Annotated in this window: 18 protein-coding genes and 1 tRNA gene; 10 read left to right on the forward strand and 9 right to left on the reverse strand. The window is 58.9% G+C overall.

The features are described from left to right. Positions 1-54: 54 nt before the first annotated feature. Positions 55-2,148, reverse strand: coding sequence for a TonB-dependent receptor (locus BLV20_RS30050; RefSeq protein ID WP_092305990.1), 2,094 nt, complete (start codon positions 2,146-2,148; stop codon positions 55-57). Between the two features lie 263 nt (positions 2,149-2,411). Between BLV20_RS30050 and BLV20_RS30055 the strand changes: the two genes are divergently transcribed. The 3 genes from BLV20_RS30055 to BLV20_RS30065 all read left to right on the forward strand — a co-directional run bounded on the left by BLV20_RS30055 (position 2,412) and on the right by BLV20_RS30065 (position 5,071). Beyond that, positions 2,412-3,107 carry a DsbA family protein gene (locus BLV20_RS30055; RefSeq protein ID WP_092305991.1) on the forward strand — a complete coding sequence of 232 codons (696 nt, stop codon included), beginning with the start codon at positions 2,412-2,414 and terminating at the stop codon, positions 3,105-3,107. A 27-nt stretch (positions 3,108-3,134) separates the two neighbouring features. Beyond that, positions 3,135-3,530, forward strand: a complete 396-nt coding sequence (locus BLV20_RS30060; protein ID WP_092305992.1) for a nuclear transport factor 2 family protein — start codon at positions 3,135-3,137, stop codon at positions 3,528-3,530. 236 nt (positions 3,531-3,766) lie between these two features. Continuing rightward, on the forward strand, positions 3,767-5,071 hold the full coding sequence (locus BLV20_RS30065; protein ID WP_092305993.1) for an OprD family porin: 1,305 nt from the start codon (positions 3,767-3,769) through the stop codon (positions 5,069-5,071). A gap of 186 nt (positions 5,072-5,257) precedes the next feature. On the opposite strand, the gene BLV20_RS30070 is transcribed toward BLV20_RS30065, so the two are convergent. Beyond that, positions 5,258-5,653 carry a c-type cytochrome gene (locus BLV20_RS30070; RefSeq protein WP_092305994.1) on the reverse strand — a complete coding sequence of 132 codons (396 nt, stop codon included), beginning with the start codon at positions 5,651-5,653 and terminating at the stop codon, positions 5,258-5,260. 262 nt (positions 5,654-5,915) lie between these two features. Between BLV20_RS30070 and BLV20_RS30075 the strand changes: the two genes are divergently transcribed. The 6 genes from BLV20_RS30075 to BLV20_RS30100 all read left to right on the forward strand — a co-directional run bounded on the left by BLV20_RS30075 (position 5,916) and on the right by BLV20_RS30100 (position 11,695). After that, on the forward strand, positions 5,916-6,302 hold the full coding sequence (locus BLV20_RS30075; protein ID WP_092305995.1) for a hypothetical protein: 387 nt from the start codon (positions 5,916-5,918) through the stop codon (positions 6,300-6,302). Positions 6,303-6,668: 366 nt separating this feature from the next. Next, complete coding sequence (locus BLV20_RS30080) at positions 6,669-8,135, forward strand: cytochrome c oxidase subunit II (RefSeq protein ID WP_092305996.1); 1,467 nt, start codon at positions 6,669-6,671, stop codon at positions 8,133-8,135. A 41-nt stretch (positions 8,136-8,176) separates the two neighbouring features. Next, positions 8,177-9,952 (forward strand): cytochrome c oxidase subunit I, encoded by a 1,776-nt coding sequence (ctaD, locus tag BLV20_RS30085; protein WP_092305997.1) that lies wholly within the window; start codon positions 8,177-8,179, stop codon positions 9,950-9,952. Next, on the forward strand, positions 9,949-10,641 hold the full coding sequence (locus BLV20_RS30090; RefSeq protein ID WP_092305998.1) for a cytochrome c oxidase subunit 3: 693 nt from the start codon (positions 9,949-9,951) through the stop codon (positions 10,639-10,641). Before ctaD ends, BLV20_RS30090 begins: the two co-directional genes overlap by 4 nt. A gap of 4 nt (positions 10,642-10,645) precedes the next feature. Beyond that, positions 10,646-11,356 carry a heme-copper oxidase subunit III family protein gene (locus BLV20_RS30095; RefSeq protein WP_092305999.1) on the forward strand — a complete coding sequence of 237 codons (711 nt, stop codon included), beginning with the start codon at positions 10,646-10,648 and terminating at the stop codon, positions 11,354-11,356. Between the two features lie 21 nt (positions 11,357-11,377). Continuing rightward, on the forward strand, positions 11,378-11,695 hold the full coding sequence (locus tag BLV20_RS30100) for a cytochrome C oxidase subunit IV family protein (RefSeq protein ID WP_092306000.1): 318 nt from the start codon (positions 11,378-11,380) through the stop codon (positions 11,693-11,695). Positions 11,696-11,732: 37 nt separating this feature from the next. Here the strand turns inward: BLV20_RS30100 and BLV20_RS30105 are convergent, their stop codons facing one another. Then, entirely contained in the window at positions 11,733-12,287 is a 555-nt protein-coding gene (locus BLV20_RS30105) for a hypothetical protein (RefSeq protein WP_092306001.1), read from the reverse strand. 476 nt (positions 12,288-12,763) lie between these two features. On the opposite strand from BLV20_RS30105, the gene BLV20_RS30110 reads away from it, so the two are divergent. Further along, on the forward strand, positions 12,764-13,405 hold the full coding sequence (locus BLV20_RS30110; protein WP_092306014.1) for a glycosyltransferase family 25 protein: 642 nt from the start codon (positions 12,764-12,766) through the stop codon (positions 13,403-13,405). A 606-nt stretch (positions 13,406-14,011) separates the two neighbouring features. On the opposite strand, the gene BLV20_RS30115 is transcribed toward BLV20_RS30110, so the two are convergent. The 6 genes from BLV20_RS30115 to BLV20_RS30145 form a co-directional block, all read right to left on the reverse strand. Further along, a complete protein-coding gene (locus BLV20_RS30115) occupies positions 14,012-18,586 on the reverse strand; it encodes an ATP-binding protein (protein ID WP_092306002.1) in 4,575 nt (1,524 codons plus the stop codon). Positions 18,587-19,084: 498 nt separating this feature from the next. Further along, complete coding sequence (locus BLV20_RS30120; RefSeq protein WP_047544167.1) at positions 19,085-19,390, reverse strand: hypothetical protein; 306 nt, start codon at positions 19,388-19,390, stop codon at positions 19,085-19,087. Next, a complete protein-coding gene (locus BLV20_RS30125) occupies positions 19,387-20,370 on the reverse strand; it encodes an integrase domain-containing protein (RefSeq protein WP_092306003.1) in 984 nt (327 codons plus the stop codon). The genes BLV20_RS30120 and BLV20_RS30125 overlap by 4 nt, the downstream gene beginning before the upstream one ends. 818 nt (positions 20,371-21,188) lie before the next feature. Further along, positions 21,189-21,264 (reverse strand) — tRNA-Thr (locus BLV20_RS30135). A 77-nt stretch (positions 21,265-21,341) separates the two neighbouring features. Next, positions 21,342-22,163, reverse strand: coding sequence for an FkbM family methyltransferase (locus BLV20_RS30140; protein WP_092306004.1), 822 nt, complete (start codon positions 22,161-22,163; stop codon positions 21,342-21,344). A 354-nt stretch (positions 22,164-22,517) separates the two neighbouring features. Further along, positions 22,518-23,729: a methyltransferase gene (locus tag BLV20_RS30145; protein WP_092306005.1), complete on the reverse strand. Its 1,212-nt coding sequence runs from the start codon at positions 23,727-23,729 to the stop codon at positions 22,518-22,520. Between the last annotated feature and the right edge of the window lie 117 nt (positions 23,730-23,846).

Genomic DNA, 23,846 nt, shown 5'->3' on the forward strand with positions numbered 1-23,846 from the left:
ATCGTTTTTCGCGAGCAAGCTTCGCTCCTACGGGACGGCAGGGCGTTTGTTCGCTTAGAAGCTGTAGGTGCCGGTTACCACCAGGCTGCGGGGGTCGCCGAACTGGATCTGCCCGGCGCTGGTGGCCGAGGAATAGTAGGTGCGGTCGCTGATGTTGTTCAGCGCGGCCCGCAGGTCCCAGTCCTTCTGCCGGAAGCCGGCCAGGGCGTCCCAGCGGCCGTAGCCCGGAAGCACCACGCTGTTGGCGTTGTCGGCATAACGATCGCCTACCAGGGTCAGGCCGGTCTCGGCGTACCAGCCCATCTCCGGCTTCCAGGTCACGAACAGGCTGCCATTGCGCTTGGCCACGTTGTTCACCCGGTTGCCTTCATCACCGTTATTGCTCTTGACCACAGTCGCGTCCTGCAGGCCGATGCCGCCGCGTATCGACCAATTGCCCACGATCTTGCCGGCCGCGGTCAGTTCCACGCCGCGGGAGCGCTGCAGGCCAGTCAGCAGGATCACGTTCGGGTCTTCCACGCTGCGGCTGCGACGGTTGTAGAGCTCCAGCTCATACACCGCCAGGGTGGTGCTGAAGCGGTCGTCGAGCCAGTCGCTCTTGACCCCGATTTCCTTCTGCCGCGTGCGCTCGGGGCTCAGGTCGTTGGTGTTGCCGTTGGCGTTGGGAGTGATGCCGATCAGCCCGCCGCCGACCGGCGAGAAGCTCTTGCTCCAGGAGGCATAGAAGGAATGGTTTTCCAGCGGGGTCCAGACCACGCCCAGGCGCGGGCTGGTGCTATGGCTGTCGCGGTCGTCCTTGATATCCCGCAGTTTGTTGTGGGTCTCGACGTTGAAGTTGTCGTAGCGCAGGCCCGCGAGCACTTGCCACTGATCGTTCAGGCGCAGCTGGTCCTGGATATACACGGCGCGGCTTTCCACCTCGCTGTGGTTGTAGCTGGACGCCACCATTTTCCCGGTATGCCGCATGTTCTTATCCGGGTTGAACGGGTCCAGGGACGGCACGGCCTGGCCACCGGCGTTGACCGCCGCGGCGGTATAGAGCTTCGGATCGCGTCGCTGGCTGCCCAGTTCGACACCCGTCAGCAGCCGATGCTCGAGGCCGAATGTCTCGAAGGTGCCTTCGGCTTCTAGGTTGTTGTAAAGGTTGCGGGTGTTCAGGTCCTGCTGCCAGCGCTGGCGGTTCACCCGCTTGGTCAGGCTGTTGTAGCCGGTCTGGTAGGTGTTGTCGAAATCGCTGTTGAGCTTGAACAGGCTCAGGGTATGGCGCAGTTGCCAGTTCTCGTTCAACTCGTAGCTGAGCTTGGAGCGCAGCGACTGGGACTTGTCGTCGATGTAGTCGCGCTGGTCGCCGTAAGTAGTGTCGCGACTGACGTCCGCCGGGCGCCCGTCGATCCCCGGGATGCCGCGGTCCGGCGTGCGGTTGTAGCGGCTGTATTCGTACTGCACCAGCCAGTTCAGGTCTGGCGTCAGCTGCCAGCTCATGGACGGCGCGAACAGCTGGCGGCTGCCGCTGACCCCGTCGCGGAAGCTGTTGTTGTCCTGGTTGCCCATGTTCAGGCGCAGGCTGATGTTTTCGCTGGGGTCGGCGCTGAGGTCGGCATACAGGCTGCGCAGGTCTTCGCTGCCGCCTTTGACTTCGACGCTGGAATGGCGGCCGAACTGCGGCAGCTTGCTCACCCGGTTGACGATCCCGCCCTGGCTGCCCCGGCCGTAAAGCACCGCCGCCGGCCCCTTGAGCACCTCGATGCGCTCGATGTTGTGCAGGTCGCGCACGTACTGGCTGTCGTCACGGACGCCGTCGAGGTAGAAGTCGTTGCTGGCGTCGAAGCCGCGAATACGCAGGCTGTCGAAGCGCGTGTCGGCGCCGCTGCTGACGTTGGGAATGCCGCTCAAGGCCGTGCCCAGGTCGTTGATGCCGTAGTCCAGCACGTTGCTGGTCTTCACCGAGTCGATGGCTTGCGGCACGTAGCGCACTGGCGTGGCGGTGCGGGTCGCGGTGCTGACTTCCTTGACCCGTGGGTCGTCGGCATCGACTTCTGCGCTGATGGCGGTCGCCGGCAGGGTAGTCGGGGCGGCGCAGGTGAAACCGGCCGTCAGCGAGGCGCAAAAGCCAAGGGTGATGGGAGTCAGGCGGAAGGGGGCAGGCATGAAAAAACGCATCCAGAGGGGGTGGGAAACAGTGGGTGCGAATGGTAATGCTTGCTATTTACTTTCGTTAATTATTCTTGGAGCCCTTACTGGGCGGGTTGTTTCAATTTGTGTCAGGGTTGTCATGAACGGTGACTAACTGGACACAAAGCTGATTCGACCGGATCGCGAAACAAACTAAAAGCCATTCCAGCGTTTTTCGCCGTGGGCCGCAGGCATAGTCTGCGTCATCGAAATTTATCGGCCTTGTCCCGGAGCCTTGCATGTCGGCAGCGACCCTTCATTACATCTACGACCCTTTGTGCGGTTGGTGCTACGGCGCCAAACCGCTGGTGCAGGCCGCGCAGGCGGTGTTGCCGGTGGTGGCCCATGGCGGCGGCATGATGACCGGGCGCAACTGCCAAAAGGTTTCGCCGCAACTGCGCGACTACGTCATGCCCCATGACCGGCGCATTGCCGAATACACCGGGCAGCCGTTCGGCGAGGCGTACTTCGAAGGCTTGCTGCGCGATCATTCGGCGGTTTTCGATTCGGCCCCGCCGATTGCCGCGGTGCTGGCGGCGCAGGTGCTTGCCGGGCGCGGCCTGGAATTGCTCGGGCGCTTGCAGACGGCGCACTACGTCGAAGGGCGCCGCATCGCCGATGTCGAGGTGCTACTGGAGCTTGCCCAAGGCCTGGGCTTTGAGCGCGACGAGTTCGAAGAAGCCTTCGAGTACGCCGCGGCGAACAGCTTGAACGAGCACATCAAGGCCAGCCGTGGCTTGTTGGCCCGGGTCGGCGGCCAGGGTTTCCCGACCCTGCTGCTGGAGCAGGACGGTCAGTTCAGGCTGCTCGATATCAGCCCCTGGCTGGGCAAGCCGCAGGCGTTCGCCGACTGGCTGCGCGAGGCCTTCGGTGCGCCCGCGCTGGAGGTTTCACCCAGCCTGCAAGCCTGCGGCCTGAGCGGTTGCGCCCTTTGAACCCCCCACTCATTTGCGGAGTCACCCATGGATAACCTGGCACTGATCAAAAGCACCTACGAAGGCGCCAACTCCCAGGAGAACGCGCAAAACACCGCCGCCGCCCTGGCTCCGGACGCGCGCTGGACCGAAGCGGCAGGCTTTCCCTACGCCGGCACCTACGTCGGTTTCGATGCCGTGGTGGAAAACGTCTTCAAGCGCCTGGCCACCGAGTGGGAGGGTTTTGCCTTCACCGTCGAGAACTATGTGGCCCAGGGCGACAAGGTGTTCGCCTACGGCAACTACAGCGGCATCTATAAGGCCACGGGCAAGCCGCTGAATGCCCGCGTCGCCCATTTGTGGACGCTGAAGGACGGCAAGGTCACGCACTTCGAACAGTTCGTCGACAGCCATACCGTGCAATTGGCAATCAAGGATCGTTAAGTTCTTAGACGATTTTTGCCTATTTTCAGACGATTCTTGAAATTGACACACTGTTCTGGGCACGGCTAGGATTCGCGCCAACGCCTGTGGCCAACGGCCATGACATTCAAATAATAAAAGGCCCGCCGCGATTTTTCGTGGGCGGGTCTTTTTGTTCTGGCCTGAAAAAAGAGCGCCTAAGCGCCGTTTCCAAGGAGCACCACAGCGCGTCAACAAACCGTAATAAGGAAAATAAAATGTTGAACAAGCGGATCGGTCTGATCGCACTGGGGATTCTGAGCAGTACTCACGTCATGGCTAACGAGCAGGCTGAGTCCAAGGGTTTTGTGGAAGACAGCAGCCTGAAAATCCTGCTGCGCAACGCCTACATCAATCGCGACAAGAAAAACGGTAACGATGACCAGCGCGAGTGGGGTCAAGCGGCCATCGGTACCTTCTCGTCGGGCTTCACCCAAGGCACCGTGGGCGTGGGCGTCGATGCCTTCGGCCTGTACGCCCTGCGCCTGGATAAAGGCAGCCACAGCGGCGGCCAGGGCATCGACTTCTTCAAGCCAAGCGAAGGCGACAACAACAGCCCGGCAGGCGACCTGGCCAAGGCCGGCGCCGCGGTCAAGTTCCGCGTGTCCAACACCGTCCTGACCTACGGCGACCAGATGCCGGCCCTGCCGGTGCTGAGCTACGACAACGGTCGTCTGCTGCCGGAAAGCTACACCGGTACCCTGATCACCTCCAAAGAGATCAAGGGCCTGGAGTTGAACGCCGGTCGCTTCACCGCCGAGTCGCGTAAAAGCGCCGAAGGCCATGACAGCGGTGGCCTGAAGTCGATCAACGTATTGGGCGGCAGCTACCAGTTCACCGAACAGTTCAAGGGCTCGCTGTACGCTTCCGACGTCGAAGACGTACTGAAGAAGCAGTACGTGAACATGAACTACGTGTTCCCGCTGGCCACCGACCAGTCCCTGACCCTGGACTTCAACGGCTACCGCACCAAGCTGGACAAGTCCTACGCTGAGTTCAAAGAAGCAGGCGGCCAGGACAACAAGATCTGGAGCCTGGCAGCCACTTACGTCACCGGCCCGCACTCGTTCACCCTGGCGCACCAGCGCAGCACCGGCGACAGCAACCTGGGCTACGCCTATGGCGGCTATCAGAAAGAGCAGAAGCGCGTGGGCGATGGCGGCAACACCATCTACCTGGCCAACTCCTTCTGGTCCGACTTCAACGCGGAAGACGAGCGCAGCTGGCAGCTGGGCTACGGCCTGGACTTCGGCGCCTTCGGCGTACCGGGCCTGACCTACAACCTGGCTTACGTGCGTGGCGACAACATCACCGCCACCAACAGCGAGGGCCAGACCACTACTGGCGGCACCGAGCGCGAAATCTTCAACCAGTTCAAGTACGTGGTCCAGAGCGGCCCGGCCAAGGACCTGAGCGTCAAGGTTCGCAGCTCGATCCTGCGTGTATCGCAGAAATCCAGCGGCTACAACGACAGCGGTAACGAACTGCGCGTGTTCGTCGACTACCCGATCAACGTGTTCTGATGAATGCCTGATCGCGGCCTGATACCGGGCCTGCAATAAAAAAAGCCCCGACTGGTTCGGGGCTTTTTTGTGGGCGTTGCTCCGTCCTGAACAGCCCCGCAGTCACCTGTAGCCGCTGCCGCCAGGCTGCGATCGGGCGCGAAGCGCACGTTGAGGATTCGGCGCCGCTTTGATTTGTCAGGTCACTCAGGGTTGTTGCACCTGAAAGCTCTGTAAATAAGCCAGCAGGTTGTCGATCTTCTCCTGATCGCTCAGCCCCCAGAAGATCATCCGCGTACCGGGCACCACGGCCTTTGGGTCTTCCAGATAAGCCACCAGCTTGTCGCGGGTCCAGACGATGCCGGACGACTTCATTGCGTCGGAGTAGTGATAGTCCGCCACGCTCCCCGCCGTGCGCCCGAAAATGCCATTGAGCTGCGGCCCGAAAGAGCTGCGCACCGAGGGCCCGACATTGTGGCAGCCGCCGCAGATGCGCTTGAACAGCTTGCCGCCGGCCTCGGCATCGCCCACTGCTTCTGCCTGGGCGGGAAGCGTCAGCAGGTTGAGCATCAGGGCCAAGGTCAGGGCGGCGGTTGTTTTCATGTTCGGCTCCGGATCGGGTGTGGCGTGTGGCAAAAGCGGGGGGCTATTTGAGCATGACGGGCGGCCTTTCGGGAAAAGGGGGGTTACGAGTCCGAGGAAAGATTGGCTGCTGAAGCCATCTCGCCCAGTGTTTTGAGAAGTGCCTTAAATCTTTCCGAATACCTTGCTCGTTAGCATTCAGGCTCATTCCGCTTGCAGGAAATAGCCATGACTTTTGTGATTAGGGAGGTCGGGAGAAAGTGTATGAGTGGAGTGAATAGGGATGTTTGAGGCTGAAGATGTTTTTTTTATCTTGGTGATCGCGAGTTTTGCATTGGCGTTTTTATTCATTGGAATGCAGCTGTACTTCGCCTATTTCCGGATGAACGAAATACTCAGCAGTTTGAGCAACTCACGCGGTATCCAGTTGCGACGTTCTGCCATGGGGAAAGATCCCTTTACTCGTTTCTTCATGCTGATCAGCGTGGGCGGCATGCTGACCTTCTACAAGCGTTCGCTGAAAGGTGGTGATCTGGATGCCGAGGACTACAAAAGCTTTCCTGGCCCGCTGCGTCGAATGATAAAGCTCTCGTACGCGGCTGCACTTTTTGGAGGAGCGCTGTTATTTGTTCTTTGGGGGATTGGCAAATACCTGGGGTGGCTCAAGTAATTCGGCTGATATGTGCTGCTATCCAATCAGGCGTCAGTTTGGCTGCTGACTTGTCGTAGATGCAGGAGAAGCGCTGAAGCGAACGCGGTGAGGATTCAAAGCGGGTGTGCCCTGGAAACAACAAAGCCTTCGCATCGCCGCGAGGGCTTTTTTGTGAGTCGAAAACAGCCCCTGACCGCCCGTCCTGTATATGGGGCGGCGGCGCACGTCCGACGGGGCGCACTATACTTTCCAGGAGATTTGCCCCGGGGATAGAGGCAATGTTCCAGCAGGCTTGGGAGGTGGGTTGAGCATCGGTGTGGCGCTGCGGTTGAGCGACGTTGCGTGTGCATGACCACAGAACAACCGGCACAGGAAGAGCAGAAAATGGCAATTGCAATCATCCTGGTTCTAGTGGTTGTCGCTTCGGTGCTGTTTCACCTGCTTGCTCCTTGGCACATGACGCCGGCTGCCTCCAACTGGGGGTCGATAGACACCACGCTGCTGATCACGCTGGTCATCACCGGCATTTTTTTCATCGCCATCACGGTATTCATGGCCGTCGCCGTGATTCGCTTTCGTCATCGGCAAGGCGCCCGGGCGCACTACCAGCCGGAAAGCAGGAAGCTGGAAGGGTGGCTGATTATCCTGACCTCGCTGGGCATCATCGGCATGCTGGCGCCCGGCCTGGTGGTCTACAACGATTTCGTCCAGGTGCCGCACGACGCTTCGCAGCTCGAAGTGGTCGCCCAGCAGTGGCAATGGTCTTTCCGCTTTCCCGGACAGGACGGCAAACTCGGCAGGTCGGACGTCAAGTGGGTCGAGCCGGGCAATGCGCTCGGTCTTGATCGCAAGGACCCCGCGGGGCAGGACGATGTGCTGGTGATGAGCAATGAAGTGCGCCTGCCCATCGACCGGCCGGTCCAGGTCCTGCTGCGTTCAAAGGACGTGCTGCACGATTTCTACGTTCCGCAGATGCGCGCGAAGATGGATATGGTGCCGGGCATGGTGTCGCATTTCTGGTTCACCCCGACCAGGCTCGGCAAGTTTGAAATACTCTGCGCGGAGTTCTGCGGCCTGGGCCACTACAACATGCGCGGCCACCTGATCGTCGAGCAGCAGGGCGCGTTCGACCAATGGCTGGCCGGCCAGCCGACGTTTGCCCAGACGCTGGCGCGCATCGCTGCGCCGAGCCAGGACAGCCTGCTGGAAAAAGGCCGCCAGCTGGTCGATAGCCATGGCTGCCGCGCCTGTCATAGCCAGGACGGCAGCGCCAGCCTGGGCCCGGGCTGGAAGGACCTGTACGGCCGCACGGAACTGCTGGTCGACGGCAGCCGCGTCCAGGTCGACGAGGCCTACCTCAAGGAGTCGATTCTCGAGCCGCAGGCCAGGCTGGCCCAGGGTTATCCGCCGGTCATGGTGGCCTATACTTTCACTCAAGATGAACTGGCCGCCGTGGTGGCGTTCATCAAGTCGCTCAGTGCCGTGGGGCAGACGGAACAAGCCCCGGCAGGCACACCTGACGAGCTGGTGACGCAGGGACAGCGGCTGGCCGAATCGCTGGGTTGCCTGGCGTGCCACAGTGTCGACGGCAGCCAGGGCGTCGGCCCGAGCTGGCAGGGCTTGTACGGCAAGACGCAAACCCTGGCCGATGGCTCTCGGATCAAGGCCGACGAGGGCTACCTGAGGGAGTCCGTGCTCCGCCCTGGCGCGGCGATCGTCAAGGGCTACGCCGCAGTGATGCCGACCTTTACCCCCAACGACAAGGAACTGGACGCCCTGATCGCCTTCATCAAGTCGAAAGCTGCTGTCGACGTTGATGCCGGCAAGGTGGAATCGGGCAAGTCGCCGTAAACAGCCGGAAATACTCCGAAACTTACCCGGAGGATGACCTGATGGCTTATGTCGAACATGCAGAACCCGAAGTCCTGCACGAACCCAAGAGTTTCTTCACGCGTTATATCTGGAGCCAGGACCACAAGGTCATCGCCATCCAGTATTCCTTGACGGCGATCTCCGTGGGGCTGGTCGCCCTGGTGCTGTCCGGCCTGATGCGCATGCAGCTCGGCTTTCCCGGCAGCCTCGAGTTCATGGATGCCAGCACCTATTACCAGGCGATGACCCTGCACGGCATGATCATGGTCATCTACCTGCTGACGGCGCTGTTCCTGGGCGGTTTCGGCAACTATCTGATTCCGCTGATGATTGGCGCCCGGGACATGGTCTTCCCCTACGTCAACATGCTGAGTTTCTGGTTCTACCTGCTCTCGGTGCTGGTGCTGCTTTCCAGCTTCTTCGTCCCGGGCGGGCCCACCGGGGCGGGCTGGACGCTCTATCCACCGCAATCGATCACCCAGGGCACTCCGGGCACCGAATGGGGCATCGTGTTGATGCTGGTGTCGCTGGCGATCTTCATCGTCGCCGCGACCATGGGCGGGCTCAACTACGTGACCACGGTGCTGCAGGCGCGCACTCGCGGCATGACCCTGTTTCGCATGCCACTGTCGGTCTGGGGCATTTTCATGGCCTCGATCCTGGCGCTGCTGGCCTTTCCGGCCTTGTTCGTCAGTGCGGTAATGATGCTGTTCGACAAGCTGCTGGGCACCAGTTTCTTCATGCCGGCGGTCATCTCCATGGGGCAGTCGCTGGCGCATCAGGGCGGTAGCCCGATACTGTTCCAGCATCTGTTCTGGTTCTTCGGCCATCCGGAGGTCTACATCGTCGCGCTGCCGGCGTTTGGCCTGGTGTCCGACCTGATCAGCACCCATGCGCGCAAGAACATCTTCGGTTACCGCATGATGGTCTGGGCCATCATTGCCATCGGCGTGTTGAGCTTCGTGGTCTGGGCGCACCACATGTACGTCAGCGGGATGAACCCGTATTTCGGCTTTTTCTTTGCCGCCACCACCTTGGTGATCGCCGTGCCGACCGCGCTGAAAGTCTACAACTGGGTGCTGACGCTGTGGCACGGCGACATTCACCTGACGGTGCCGATGCTGTTTGCCCTGGCCTTTATCGTCACCTTCCTGGTTGGCGGTCTCACCGGGTTGTTCCTGGGCAACGTGATTGTGGATATCCCGCTGTCGGACACCTATTTCGTGGTGGCTCACTTCCACATGGTCATGGGCGTCGCGCCGATCCTGGTGATATTCGGCTCCATCTATCACTGGTTTCCGAAGATCACCGGACGCCTGCTGAACGACACCCTGGGCAAGCTGCATTTCTGGATAACCTTCCTGGGCACCTACTGCATCTACTTCCCGATGCACTACCTGGGGCTGCTGGGCATGCCGCGCCGCTATTACGCCTGGCAGGACTACGAGTTCATTCCGCAATCGGCGCTGCAACTGAATGCGTTCATCACGGTTGTCGCGCTGACGGTCGCGGCATTCCAGCTGGTGTTTCTCTTCAACCTGTTCTGGAGTGCCTTCAAGGGCAAGCCGGCGGGCCCGAACCCATGGAAGGCCACCAGCCTGGAATGGCAGACGCCGGACACTCCGCCCAAACATGGCAACTGGGGCCCCGAGCTGCCGGTAGTGCATCGTTGGGCCTATGACTACAGCGTGCCGGGGATAGAGCAGGACTTCGTTCCACAGACGGTTTCCGCCGAGGCCCTGGAACAGATGAGGCGGCGCAGTGCAGAAGCCGGCGTCGCGGACGAAAAACCATGAACGGGCCGCTATTGAAAAACATCGACAGCGCCGGCGCCGGAGGCCATTGGAACCAGCCCCCCGAGCAGGCTCGCGCCCCACGGGGCATCGATAGGGAGAAAGTCGCAATATTGGGCCTGCGCCTGTTCCTCGGGGCGGTGAGTTCGCTGTTTCTGCTGTTCCTGCTGGCCTTTATCGCGCGTTCGCAAATGGTGGACTGGCAACCTCTGACCGATCCCCTGGCGCCGTTGGCCAGCGCGCGGCAACTGTGGCTGAACACCGTCCTGCTGGTACTGGCCAGCATCAGCCTGCAGTGGGCGCGGCGGGCCGCCCGGCGGGGCGCATTGAAGGACGCCGGCCTCGGTTTTGCCCTGGGCGGGGTCTTTACGATCGCCTTTTTGGGAGGGCAGCTCTGGGTCTGGAAGCAGTTCGTCGACTGGGGCTATTTCGTCTCGGGCAATCCGGCCAACAGCTTCTTCTACCTGCTGACCGGCATGCACGGGCTGCACCTGCTGGGAGGCCTGGTGGCTTGGGGCAGAGCTTGCGCCCGGTTCCAGCGGGGCGTTGCGCTGTCGCGACTGAAAACCAGCGTGGAGCTCTGTGCCATTTACTGGCATTACCTGCTGGGGCTGTGGATCGTTCTTCTGGTCCTGCTGACCAGCACGCCGGAAACCTATCAAGCCATCGCCGCATTCTGCGGCCTGAGGTGACGCCATGGCATTGCCTTCAGCAACCCCTCCGGCAGAGCCCGCACCCTCTGCGCCCGATACGCTGGTACCGGGATGGAAGGGCGTCGCCAGCGACTGGGCCTCGGATCAGGACGTGTTCAAGCGGGTGGCCTGGGGCAAGGTGATGATGTGGATCTTCCTGCTCAGCGACACCTTCATCTTCACCTGCTTCCTGACCGGCTACATGTCGGTGCGCATGAGCGCCACCGTCCCCTGGCCGAACCCCAGCGAAGTGTTCGCCTTGACCATCGCTGGCGTCGAGATTCCCTTGGTGTTGATTGCCATCATGACCTTCGTGCTGATCAGCAGCAGCGGCACCATGGCCATGGCCGTGAACTTCGCCTACCGCGGCGTCCGCGGCAAATGCGCGGCCCTGATGCTGGCGACCGCTGCCTTTGGTGCGACCTTTGTCTGCATGCAGGCCTTCGAGTGGAGCAAGCTTATCGCCGAAGGCGTGCGGCCCTGGTCCAACCCCATGGGCGCGGAGCAGTTCGGCGCCAGCTTTTTCATGATTACCGGTTTCCACGGGCTGCATGTATCGCTCGGCGTGCTTTACCTGTGCATCGTCGCCTTCAAGGTCTTGCGGGGCGACTACGAGCGTTCCGGCAACTACCAGATCGTCGAGATAGCCGGCCTGTACTGGCACTTCGTAGACCTGGTGTGGGTATTTATCTTCGCTTTCTTCTATTTATGGTGAGTCCGCAGAGGAGTACCGGCGATGGCGCACGCACAAGGTCAACAGCATCCACTGAGCCTGTACCTGAAGATCTGGGGGCTGTTGTTCGTGCTCAGCACCCTGTCCTACCTGGTCGACTACTTTCACTTCCAGGGCTACTTCAGGTGGTCGCTGATCCTGGTGTTCATGTTGCTGAAGGCCGGCCTGATCGTCTCCATCTTCATGCACATGGCCTGGGAGCGCCTGGCGATGGTCTACGCCATCCTCGTCCCGCCCTTGTGCCTGTTGGTGCTGGTTGGCCTGATGGCAGCCGAGGCGGACTACGTGTTTTCCACCCGGGGGATTTTCCTCGGGCAATGACCGGCTTCCGCCTCCGGCATTCAAGCGTCGCCGCGTCCTAGATCGTGCGCTTGAACTGATGCCATTTCTGTAGCCAGGCCACTATCCAGTGAGGCGCTGCCGCGCCGGTGCCGGCGACCTGGAGTTGTGGATGATGGCTGATGACCTGGTCCAGGACGGGTTCCTGATCGGGTTCGACGTCCACAAAGAAGATGTGCTCGCCATCTTTTATGTTCTTTTTCAGCTTGCTGAAGTGGCTGTTGGGCACCTGGATCCCGAAGAAGCCGCCTTCCCAGATGCAGAATCCCAGTATCACGATCGCCAGAAAGATAAATGGCACCCAGCCTGCCGCGGACTCGGTCCAACCTGCCAGATAGGCACCGAGCAGTACCAATGCCGCGAGTGGTATGCCAATGACCGCGCCAATCTCGCCGGAATGAACGACATCCTGCTTCATGAGTGAGTTCACATCATGCAGGTGATGCTGTTCCACATCCGCATCCCGGTCGCTGAGCACATGAATCTGCTCGGTACTGATACCGCTGGCTTCCAGTTCGCTTTCAACGGTTTCCAGCTCGTCGAGGTTATCGCTGATGTAATAGTGTCGGTTCATGAGACACCTCCTACTTCATCGCCGCAGAGGCCCCCTTTTGCTGCAGTCGTTATCTGCAATTCCAGACCATTTCCCCGCCGCTCTGGATAACGCCACACGCGTATTACTAGCTAAAAAAGTATAGCACCGCCCTGCTAGCGCCTCGCTGGAGGCCACGGATTACGCGGGTGTGGGGCATTAACTCCGAATCAAGGCCGCCGCTGGAGGAACCTGCCATTCAAGTTTTTTGCGGTTACCACGGGAGGCTGCCGCGAGAACTTCAATGCCCTCTGCGCACCACTTTCCAGCCGCCGATCAGCTCTCCCGATAAAAGCAGTGGAAGTGTGTTATTGAGAATCAGTCGTAACAAATTCCATACAATTCCCTCGCCATCGTTTCGCCATAATCCACGCAACAGGCGCGGCTAACCGCGCCTTTATCGTTTTTGGGGGAAGGAGTTGGTGTCAAAAAAGATTCAGGGCTCAGGCGAAAAGTTCATGTTCGACGTGGATGCCGCCTACTGCATTTCGTTGAAAGAGCGAACAGACCGGCGAGAGCTGTTCCGCGATTCAGTACAAAGCCTGATCCGAAATCCGGTGGTGTTCCATGTCGTGGAGCGACACGCAGACCCTGTCCGTGGCTGCTTCGAATCGCACCAGGACCTGGCCCGGAATGCGCTCGAGCGTGGGCTTGAGCGGGTGTTGATCTTTGAAGACGACGTTGCGCCGTATGAACTGAAGGCGACCCCCATCCGCTGGATCAACAAATTCATCCGTACTCGGCGATTTGAAGTGCTGCACCTGGGGTACAGCATGGGCAGGACCTGGCTAACCTGGTTCCCCTTCATTGCCCGGGGCCGCGTCGTTGCGCTGCACGCCTATATCCTGTCCCGTGAAGGCTGTCAGATCCTGGCAAACACCCCGTACAACGGCACGCCCGTTGACGTGATTTTCAAGAAACGCATAAAGCAGCACTGCGCCTTTCCGATGTTGTTCCGTCAGCAGCCAGCAACGCTGGCGGGTAGCGACATCGAGAGCGAAGTGAAAAACGAGGATGAATGGTGGCAGCGCAATTGGGATAAGCACTGTACCTCGCCGATTAAAAACCTCTGGCGGACAGTGTTCAGGCTGAATTTTTAAAGGGGGAGGGGCTTTATCTTTCCCCAGCACGTTGGTTGGCTGGCGCTGCAGTGAAGGCAGCGGCGTTGCCTGGCGGTGGATGGGGGATGAACGGCCAGTTGGCGGTTCATGTCGGCCACCAGGCTCGCGGATCCGCCCGACACACTTGAGCGCGCCCAGCGCCAGGGACCGTTTTCGCCAGCGTGGACGCAATGTGGACGATCAAGGCGAACTAAGTGGCGTTTACAACAGCCAGAAACAACAAAGCCCCGCGTTGCGGGGCTTTGTTTTGTATGGTGCGGCACCAGGAGTCGAACCAATCAATAACTTATTGATGACGGTCGTTATTATCTATGAGACTGCGTTTTTCTACCTCTAAAACTACCTCAAGAGGTGCGCTCGCTTGTTGATAGCTATAAAAATAGGCACATCAGGATGCAGATGGCTACTTGGCACCCAAATCGTTGGCTTGCCGCAGGCCGTTCTCCGGAGGGTTACAGCCGTATCGCTGTGATCGCTGCTTTTATCACCCTTTGGAGTCGGTGGATTTTTGTGGTTGGTGCTGCGCATGAATCTCATGAGTTTTATGGCGATGCCTTCGTAAAGCACCTGTTTCGCTATTTATGGTCATGGACGCTCCGCGGCTTTAAGCCAGTCATTCATGCCGTCGACACCCAGAGTCAGCAGCGAATCCTGCGTCGCTACCACTCGCTGCAGCATGGCACCACCGTCTGACTCCTCCTGTTCTTCAGCCTGCGCGAAAAGGCGGGTTAGCAGTTGTGTGAGGTTGTTCTCATGGTCGTATAGATAGGGTTTTGTCTGTCGAACAAAATCAAGGTAAATCTCGGTTGCTTCTAATGCATACATTGGATCGCGAAGTGACATAGCGTTCAGCCATGCATCGAAGCCATAGATGTCGTTTCGTGCAGAATCAGCTTCTGTTCCTAGCAAGAACAAGCAGCGCCGAATTAGCTCAATGGGTACAGCAACCAGCGGCTTTGTCTCCTGGAAGAGGTTGCGGAATTTGCGGGCAACTGCAAGAGCATAATGATTCTCTGCATCCAAGCCAGCCTCAAGACCGGTAAGACACTGTTCCCGGTGCTGCTGAATGTTGTCGCTGTGAGTCCAAACACTCGCCGCACCACACCACGCTTCGACGGTTTCCCCTGCGTTGATTTCTACGAGAAGGGAAGAAAACTCCAATCGTTTCGAAAGAGCTGCCAGTGCGGATATACGCCCCCAAGTCTCAAAATCCTTGTTGCTGCCTTCGCGATAAAGACGTGCTAGCCACAAAGCGACAATTTCGAATTTTTGGTAGTAAGCGTAATACAGGCTAGATTCGGCTATTGGCCAAAGTCCGGGGGATTTCTCCTGCATGGTAAGGCCAAACAGCTCCCAGCCAAGTTCAGGGTGATGGCTTTGCAAATAGGGCATACGCCGCAGCAATAGGGCGCGAATAGCGGGGTGCGGGTCTGCGGCAAATAGGCGCAGCGCATTCGGTAGCAATTGGGGCCACGGTACGCCGTTCTTTTCAAGTTGATTGGCCACGATCATCAAGGCTTCCGCTGCGTTCCCTTTGGCCATATTGATGCCAGCTGTGACCAAGTCAACGGAATCCCCTGAGATGGAGCTCTCCTCCTGTAGTGTCGAAAAATCCGCAGCCAAAGACACTAGCCGCGTAGCGTCCTGTGACAGTTCAACTACGTGCGCACAGCTCTCTATTGCTTTGGATGCGACGCGGTTGTGGTGCCAATGACTCGGATGCGCTTCCAGCTCATTCAGGATTTGCTGCACCAACGCTGCCGCATTGGGCTCATCTTTGGGTGACCAAGTGCCATTTACCTGCAAGTTGCCGTAGCGGTGAGCCAGGTAGGTCGCAATGCCCTCCATGAGGTCGTCTCGAAAGCGGTCCGAGATCCGCTCCCAGTTGGCTGATAAAAGACTCATAAAACGGGTGGGGTGGCGCGAAGCCGCCTCACGTAATTGTGAGCCAACCTCTCTCTCTCCCCCCATCAGAAAGTCATCAAAAGGGCTACTGGCATGCGCTTTGTAGTGATTCAGCAGGCCCAGCACGGAGTCATCGCTTGCACCAAGAAACACCTCGAAAGAAAACGGTGCGCTAACCATTCCTCCACGCATGTGAATGTCCGGCTGGCGAATCAGAGGCCATATTTCTTTTTCGCACTCGTCCAATACAGCCTGTGCGTCGGCTGAACGCAGATGGCAGGGGATGGTAAGAATTAGTTGCGCTTGATCTCGGAGCGCCCATGCATGGTGCTTCGGGTCAGTTGCAGTTTCCAGGTGAAGGGTTAAAACGGTCGAATGTATTGCGTCTTGCGTAGCCGCATCAAGGTGCAGAAAAGTGGTCTGTATAAGCGTGCCGAGTTCATACGACAAAGCGGATTCGAGCAGCTTTTTGTTGCAAAGCATGCGGCCAATCACATCCAGGTTAGCGGTTGGTGCTGCCATGCATGCGAGGATGGCGAAATAGCGCAATGCGCCTTCTGTGCTGAAGCACAGACGTTCGCTGTTGCTTTTCCACCAATTCGATTGCGTGTTTGCGTGATGCACGATGGCGGTTTCAACGGCATCCAGCAGTATGCGTTCACTATCAAGGTGCCGGTGGTCGGTCTGGGTGTGTGCGTCGTTGTATGACGTTTGGTGTAGGAAGCCGCTCCAAAAATTTTTCGGAGCCTCGCCATAGCGTGAGTTCTTGATTTGGCTCCATCGCTCAATCGATGCTATAGCCAGGTCAAGCAATGCCGTGGACTTTCGCATTCGATCTGCGAGAAAACTTTTATTGCTTGTCCCAAACTCATGCGGTTGACAGTGCAGCTTTTTGTCAAAGCTATAGGCAAGCACATCTTCGTCGGTGACTTCGCCAGCGACATAACGCCACAGAACCGTATCATCCATACCGCCATCTTTTACGCAGCGCGCGAGTGCATGCCCGAGAAAGCTGTGTTCTTGCCTCGGTAACTTAAGCAATTCGACAAGCAAAGGCACAAGCACCGCCGAATGGTCTGCATGGACTTGCGTGATCGCATGTGCAATAGAGTTTGTCAGCTGGGTATTATCCACCCCATCCAGTGCCAGTACCTCGGTCCAAAATGCGAACACCCCTACGGCATCGTCATTTTTCCATTGAGATACTCGGTGCACATGCATCGTTAACCCGTCAACATCGCGGGTATCTTTCAAAAACGGTACTAGATGCTTCATCCAGAAGTGATGCCATTCCACCCGAGCCGCCTGGGTGTAGATCACCTGAAAGACATCACGATGCTGGTTGCGCAGGTCGCGTATAAGAAGCCAGTCGTCATCGTGTGGGGGTTGTTCTGTAAAGGTTTCCGCCACAAGACGGCGAATATGGAAGGCATTGTTGCCTGTCAAAACAGTACGCAGCTGTTTTCGGAATTCGCGTCGATCTCCGGTTGTCAGCTGCGTGACAAAGCTGCGAATGCTGGGGCGCACAAAAGGCACGGGCGGTAAACGTTGTATGAATGCGTTCAAAGTAACAGCTTGGCGTACCGCGCCGCTGATCACCAACACGTCGAGCAGCGTCTGGTGCCCGAATGTCAGTTGCCCATCCTGCGTCTCATGCAGCACCTTATTACTGAGAAGTGCACGTTGAATATCTTGTGAGGCGGTGAATCGCTGACGTGGCACCGCAAGACTGCGCAACTTTAGCATTTCAGCCGCGATGGCTTCGATGGCTTGCATGGCGGCATCGCCCAGTGCGCTATTGGCCTGCACGATCGTGGCAAGGTAGCGCTGTGCCAGCGCTTGGCTGGTCACTACATTGAAGCTACCTCCTTGCTGCGCTAATTCAACAAACAAGGCCAATTCACGTGGATTACAAATCAATTCGCGCGTGGTCGTATCGGTGGCCGATGCGTCAATGCTGAGTTTTACGAGCAGCGGCGCTATCTCGGTATCCCATTCCAATGGCTGGCAGGTGATTTTTTTACCCCAACTGCGCTGGGCAATACGCCGATCGTAATGACAGTCAAAGTCGCGACAGGCAGTGACAACGGTAATATTGGGAACCAGCAGCAGACGATCAATTTGGGCAAGGAAGTACGTAAGTACGCTGTGTTCACGGGCAATGGAAAGTACATCTAACGAGTCGATCATTACGACCACGTGCGCATCTTCCGCCATGCGTGCCGCTCCTTCTACCCAATGTTCAGGCAGGCCTAGGGCTTGACGGTCTTGCGTAGTGACGATGTCGGCGAACTCGCGCGATTGAATGAACAGCGGCAGTAGGTCAGTGCGGGTTTGGGCGAGTTGTTCCAGTGCTTCTTGCACTGCCAGCATCACGCAGGTCTTGCCAGATCCCGGCAAACCGGTGAGCAAGATAGAGCCATGTTTGGCTTCAATGGCTTCGATGAGTTCGTTGACGGATGGATTCGAAACGCTTTCACTGCCAATATCTCTGCGCCATGACCGGCCAATGGCAGAAGTGCTTTTGAATGAAGTACGAACCTTTACCATGTCCATGGGAGGGGTCAGCATCGAGCCTGCGTTGTCCAGCAAGACTTTCAGGTTGTCCTTTGTCAGTCGATGTTGCGTAGCGCTACTTTCGCCGTGGCCGCTAACGCGCATTCCGAGGTAGTCAAGGCGTGTCCATAGGGTGTTGTAAGCCGCTGAACCGTTGCTTACCAACCGCCACAAACGCTCGCGCAGAAATGCCTCCATGCGATCCAGTTCTGGACTGATTTCAAACGTCGTGCGTTGTAGGAACTGGTAGGTTGAAAGATTTGACGCCTGTTCGACAAGCAGACTTCCTAGTTCGGTATCTGACTCTTGGAGCGCCTTGCCCAGATTGGTTTGGTAGGTTGCTTCATCGGCATAGTTGGTGCTGTATTCCCGCAGTCTTGAGAGATCACCAAACGCGCTGCGCGAATAGAAGCGAATTTCCGCTGTCGGATCGCTGGTCAACAAGCTGATTGCCTTGCGCAATTCGTCGGCGAGGTCGGCAGTAGACCAGGCCTTATGCAGCGTCTGGTTTTTTTTGCATTGGCAGTAAATTTTGGTGCCATCTACTTTGCCGATCACCACATCGTCCACTGACCCGCTTACTGAATCTACTTCAAGCCACTGGTAACCAGGCTCCGAAAGAACGCTCAAAGCCCAGTCAAAGGCAACCAGCGTTTGGTAACCATCGCCTCGATTGGACTGAATACCTGCTTTGCTCATTTGCTTGTCCTGTTTGACTACGACTGCCCCCTGAACTATTAAGCAGCCAGGCTATGCCGCACCTTGTTTTTCCCAGCACGATTAGCCAACGCGCCACGCGATATCCGAATACGTCCACAACGCTCTAGAGTTGGGGGGTGACCTTTTGTCGTGCGTAGCACCGGCTGATGAATTATCGCGTCCGATGCCACATATCGTTGTAGTTCATTGGTTGCCAAAAGCGGTCTGGGGAAATGAGCCGTTATCTGGCGCATAGATTGACCGTTAACATGGATGTTGTCACCGGGCATTCCGCAGGGCTGCCGAGCTTTATCCACGGAAGGCCAAGCATGAGAACTCCCCGCCTTTCTAGGGCAGGTGGCTGGCTAGCAACAGCGGATGCCGTTACCGACCATCCTCACCGGGGAGCAAAGTGGACCATGCCGGCTTTCCACCCCTGGCCGATCTAGGCCTGTCGCCCTTTTTGCGTGCAATGATCAAGTCGGGTGAAAACGTTGGTCAGCGTCTCTCCCGAGGTCCCCTATAGATGCTGACCTTGAAATGCCATGGCTTACCTAAGCGAATAGTGAGCAAATGCACGGTCAGCAGATAGTAATAGCGCGTGGATTCAGTGCGCTGGTTCAGGTGCTGATTTAGAAACCAATCGATATGTTTTCGCTGCCAGGTCCATGGATTGTCTAGGTGCCAGCGATAATGTATCGCCGCTTGAATGGCCTTCGCCTGACGAAGGTGACGCATGCGGGTGGAGTGCGATCCGGTCAGAACGCCCACCAGGAACAGCTCCATATCGAATGGCTTACTCATGCTCGACCACCGATGTAAGCCGATACCACGTCGATACGGCCGTGCCCAAGTTCATAGCTGAGTTGGTCTCGGGCCTGCCGATCAAGGGGCCGGTCAAACTGGTCGCACCGCCCATCATTATTGATGGGCGCGGAATAGAGGGTGATTTGCTCATAGCGTTCGCACGCATAGGCTGCACGCAGTTCGTGGAAGCCTTTGAGGTTGTGCGTATGGAGGACGTCTCGGGCGGGGCGTACGACGCGTTGCTGGAAATCGAGGTAGCTCTCGTTCGGTGCCAGTAGGTTGTGGCTGCCATGCGGTAAGACCTGCTCGGCATATCTGAGTGCTTCGCGTACATGGTCATCCACCATGATCCAGCGAGCTGCTGTTGCTCCGCTGCGCCCACCTTTTGTTCCGTCCTGGATGTTGATCCTCCCGAGTTGCTCGGCTTCCCGTTGCAGTCGAGGAAGATCGGCCAAAATCGCCTCACGCAAACGCATGCCGGTGGCTCGCGCTAACTGAACGATGGCGGCAGCGCGCGGCTGCTGATGTTCGCAAAGCTCGTCAACGATCCGCTTAACGTATTCGCGGTCTTGGCCTTGCGGCACTGAGCGACGAACACTCGCCCGCTGCATTCCCAATGCCTTGCTTGGGCTCGGTACTTTCACGGACTGATCACCGCGAAGCGCGGCCATGGTTCGATTCACGCTGGACAATCGATTTTGCGCGGTCGCGATGCCGATAGCTCCTTGTTCGACTTGCTGCCGCAGATACCCGGCGTAGTCCAGCAAGGTCTGCCGAACAATTTTTCGCGCATCGTTGAACCCTGGCCCATCCTCCGAACGACACCAGCGCACAAACGCCTGCCACCGATCACTGTGCGCTTTGACAGTCCCGTAATGCCCGCCGCCAAACAGATCTTTTAGCGCTTGCGGCCCGGCATAGCTCAGTTGCCGGCCATAGCCAAAATTGCGTCCATCTCGCCTGCCCACCAGTGCCATGATCGAACTCCTCTCGAAGCCAATACTTTTAAAACCTTCCCCACGTCATCCCGCCAAGAATGTTTAGTGTTATCAGGGATCAAGGTCCCTGCGACCTGTGAGGGTTGTCCACTAACGCGGGACTGGCGGCTCCTTACGACCGGGAGCTTGGGCATCTCATGATTTGGCGTCCTGAGCACTTCCGAAGAAGTGGGCGGGTGGAGGCTGCACTGGCTGACGAGACCGGCGCCGCGAGATCCTGAGTCGGGTGAAGGCAGTGATGCGATGACCGGGGCATGCCTGACTGTCAGTCAGGTGCAGTCCATTCCGTGGGCTGCGGCACCATCATCTGCATCGCTGTTGCTGGTGACTTTTCGGTGTTTGTCATGCCGATTGTCACGAGGGGGAATGCCGCAAAGCCTTTTACGATTTGGGTTGCAGCAGCGGTAGGAGCGCCCGTCTCTTTCCGGAAGAAGAGACGGGCGCAGGTTGGCGCACGGGAATGGCCAAGCGGATAGGTAGGGCAGCTGTGAAAGGGGATAAGTTGCCGCAGTGGGCACACTGGTAAAAGTAGGCATCCATCACATCGCTGTGACCGTGCGAGCCGCCGGACGCTAATCGCACTTTGGAAGAGCCACCACGGTGGGGCGTAGCCTTAAAGGTTCTGGCTACCTGGGGTTGCTGCCAACGACAGCGCTTTGCCCGATCTTCTCTAGGCCCTAAAACGGTTGGAATTCACCTGATGGAAACCGACAGAACCCCAAAACGAAAAAACCCGCCAGAAGGCGGGTTTTTTCGGGGGGTTCAGAGATTTTGAAAGCCTTCTCTGGAACCTTGTATGGTGCCGGCACCAGGAGTCGAACCCGGGACCTACTGATTACAAGTCAGTTGCTCTACCAACTGAGCTATACCGGCGTGTGGGCGACGATTATAGCGATTGGCGGGGTTCTGTAAACCCCTGAAATCTGACTATTTTTGCTTTGCTTCGGGCTTTAGCCGCGGACCAGCACTTTCTTGAGTTTTTCGATGGCGCGCCAGGAGCGGCTGTTGCGCAGGGCGTGCAGGGCCGCCTCGGCGCGGTCGGCGCGTTGGCGTTCGGCGATCAGGGCCTGTTCCAGGTCGGTGGCCGGGGCGACGAAGCGGTGGCCGGGGTTGAATTGGAATTCGTCGAGGTTGCACGGCGGGATGTCGAAGGCCCCCTTGAGGTTCAGGTGTTCTTCGGCCAGGTAGAAGGTGTTGATGCCGTCGAATACCACCGGGTGGTAGCCGGCGCCGGTGACCAGGGTTTCCCAGGCCTGGTCGCGGCTCCACGGGGTTTCGATCAGCAGGATCCACGGCCGACAGCGGCTGAAGTCCATGCTGCGCAGCACGGTTTCTTCGTGGCCTTCGACGTCGATCTTGAGAAAGTGGATGGGGCCGTCGACATGCGCCGCGCAGATGTCGCTCAGGGTGCGCGAGCTGACGATCTGGGTCTGCACCTGCATGCCGGCGTCCTTGTGTTGCTGCGCCAGGGCCGGGTCGAGAGTGGACAGGCCAGTGTCGGCGATGCCGTAGAAGGTCAGGGCCTCGGCGTTGTCGCCGGCCGCGCATTGCAGGTTGGTGTCCCTGGGGCGCTCCTGGCACAGCGCCTGGTAATAGCTCGGGACCGGCTCGACATTGATGCCGCGCCAGCCGCGATCATAGAACGCGCGGGTTACCGAATCGGCGGTGGGGTGGTTGGCGCCGACGTCGATATAAAAGCCGTTTTCAACGTGCTTGAGGGCGCGCCACAGGCGGATGTCTTCGAAATTCTGTGCATAAGAAATGAACGTCACTGTCTTTTCCCGTCAGTCACAAAGGTTCTGGCTTTGACGCGCCCGCGAGCGCCTGCGTCTGTATAACAAGCGCCGCCGCGGGGCGCAATTTGCCGCCTGCCGGGTCCCGGTTTTCGGCTGTTATGTCCTTTGTCGTTGACGCTTATGCACAATCGATGGCTGCCGCGCGGCGATTTTCGCCGATTTTGTGGATCCGTTCTCAATTCGCCGCAACTGGCTGTTTTTTCGCTGATTTATTTTCATGAACAAAAAATGACCAGCGGTGTATTGAGCCTGTAGCATGCGCTTTCAGCGGCTTTGATGGGATTTCATCAACAGAGTTATCCACAGGTTGGATAGGATGATGGATCCAACTTATGCGCGTTCCGCCAGCAGCATCAGGTTGCGGGGAGTGAGCGCTGTCGGGCAGAACAGGCCCAGTTGCACGCGGTAACCCTGCTCCTGCAAAAACAGCCCGCGATCGAGCACCAGCCACAACTCCAATGGCCGCCGGAACAGGCCGCGCAGCAGCTCCAGGTTGCGGACCTGGGCCAGGCGCTGCCAGCCGGCGGCTTCCAGCGCCGGCCAATCCTGCGGGCCGACTGTGGATAAGTTCTTGAGCGCCGCCAGGTCGCGGCAATAGTCGGCGAAGGGTTTGTCCAGCCAGCTGGCGGGCAGTGACGGCGTGGGCAGGTAGTCATCGCTGCCGCGCAGTTGGCGTTGCAGCAGGTCGAAGCCCAGGCGGCGGGCCATGGAGCGGTCGCGCTGGCGACGTACCCGGGCGCCGGCGGTGACGGTCTCGCTCAGCGGCAGGCCCAGGTCGTCCAGGGACAATTGCAGCGCCGAGCCCTTGGCGGCGGCGCAGAGCGGCTGGTATTCGGAGCGGTCGATGCGGTTGTAGCAGCAGGGCGCGATAGCCAGTTGGCGACAGCCGCGCTCGCTGGCCAATTGCATCAGGCGCACATGCAGGTCGCCGCAGGCGTGCAGGGCCACCGGGGTGTGCTCAATGCTCAGGCGGGCAGCGGCGTCGGCGGCCAGTACGTCCTGCTGCAGGTGGCTGGCCGGCAGCCGATGGTGTTCGCTCAGTTGCCGGCCGCTGGCGACCAGGGCCGGGTCGACTTCCAGGCAGGTCAGCTGTTGCCCGGGCTGCAGCAGGCGGCGGCCGAGGTGGCCCTTGCCCGAGCACCAGTCCAGCCAGTGGCCGGGCGCCTGGGTGAATTCCAGGCAGGCGGCGAAGGCTTCGATCTGCTGCCATTTGCGCCCGGGCACATCGACATTGAGACGCTGGCGGGCGGCTGGCACCTCATGCATCGGCAACTCGGCCACGGCACCCAGGGTGGCGGCGGTCTGGGCCAGCTCGGGGAAGGGCGCGGGAGCATCGAGCAATTCGGGATGGTTATGGCTGGCCTCGGCGTCGTCCAGGCTGCGCTGGCGCAGCCACTGGGCGAGTTCGCGGTGCTGGGCTTCCCACGGCAGCCGCAGCTCGGTGAAGGGGCGTGGGCGCCAGAGCTGTTGATGGTCCAGCAGGAAGCGGTCCATGGCCTGGAAGCGGCTGAGGAGTTCGGGACCTTGGAGGATGGAGGGCATGCTGGGCTGCTCAGGGTGTGGTCCGTAGGAGCGAGGCTTGCCCGCGATGAGAACGTCGCGGGTTGTCTGGTACACCGCGTTATCGTTTTTCGCGGGCAAGCCTCGCTCCTACAGGGG

Source organism: Pseudomonas sp. NFIX28 (assembly GCF_900107395.1).
GTDB lineage: Bacteria > Pseudomonadota > Gammaproteobacteria > Pseudomonadales > Pseudomonadaceae > Aquipseudomonas.

Bases quoted from the DNA above. Each gene is read 5' to 3' on its own strand.
- BLV20_RS30055 (WP_092305991.1), top strand. From the start codon at position 2,412: ATGTCGGCAGCGACCCTTCATTACATCTACGACCCTTTGTGCGGTTGG.
- BLV20_RS30075 (WP_092305995.1), top strand. From the start codon at position 5,916: ATGTTTGAGGCTGAAGATGTTTTTTTTATCTTGGTGATCGCGAGTTTT.
- BLV20_RS30105 (WP_092306001.1), bottom strand. From the start codon at position 12,287: ATGAACCGACACTATTACATCAGCGATAACCTCGACGAGCTGGAAACC.
- BLV20_RS30120 (WP_047544167.1), bottom strand. From the start codon at position 19,390: ATGAGTAAGCCATTCGATATGGAGCTGTTCCTGGTGGGCGTTCTGACC.
- BLV20_RS30145 (WP_092306005.1), bottom strand. From the start codon at position 23,729: ATGCCCTCCATCCTCCAAGGTCCCGAACTCCTCAGCCGCTTCCAGGCC.
- BLV20_RS30070 (WP_092305994.1), bottom strand. From the start codon at position 5,653: ATGAAAACAACCGCCGCCCTGACCTTGGCCCTGATGCTCAACCTGCTG.
- BLV20_RS30110 (WP_092306014.1), top strand. From the start codon at position 12,764: ATGTTCGACGTGGATGCCGCCTACTGCATTTCGTTGAAAGAGCGAACA.
- ctaD (WP_092305997.1), top strand. From the start codon at position 8,177: ATGGCTTATGTCGAACATGCAGAACCCGAAGTCCTGCACGAACCCAAG.
- BLV20_RS30090 (WP_092305998.1), top strand. From the start codon at position 9,949: ATGAACGGGCCGCTATTGAAAAACATCGACAGCGCCGGCGCCGGAGGC.
- BLV20_RS30095 (WP_092305999.1), top strand. From the start codon at position 10,646: ATGGCATTGCCTTCAGCAACCCCTCCGGCAGAGCCCGCACCCTCTGCG.
- BLV20_RS30080 (WP_092305996.1), top strand. From the start codon at position 6,669: ATGGCAATTGCAATCATCCTGGTTCTAGTGGTTGTCGCTTCGGTGCTG.
- BLV20_RS30115 (WP_092306002.1), bottom strand. From the start codon at position 18,586: ATGAGCAAAGCAGGTATTCAGTCCAATCGAGGCGATGGTTACCAAACG.
- BLV20_RS30065 (WP_092305993.1), top strand. From the start codon at position 3,767: ATGTTGAACAAGCGGATCGGTCTGATCGCACTGGGGATTCTGAGCAGT.
- BLV20_RS30060 (WP_092305992.1), top strand. From the start codon at position 3,135: ATGGATAACCTGGCACTGATCAAAAGCACCTACGAAGGCGCCAACTCC.
- BLV20_RS30125 (WP_092306003.1), bottom strand. From the start codon at position 20,370: ATGGCACTGGTGGGCAGGCGAGATGGACGCAATTTTGGCTATGGCCGG.
- BLV20_RS30100 (WP_092306000.1), top strand. From the start codon at position 11,378: ATGGCGCACGCACAAGGTCAACAGCATCCACTGAGCCTGTACCTGAAG.
- BLV20_RS30050 (WP_092305990.1), bottom strand. From the start codon at position 2,148: ATGCCTGCCCCCTTCCGCCTGACTCCCATCACCCTTGGCTTTTGCGCC.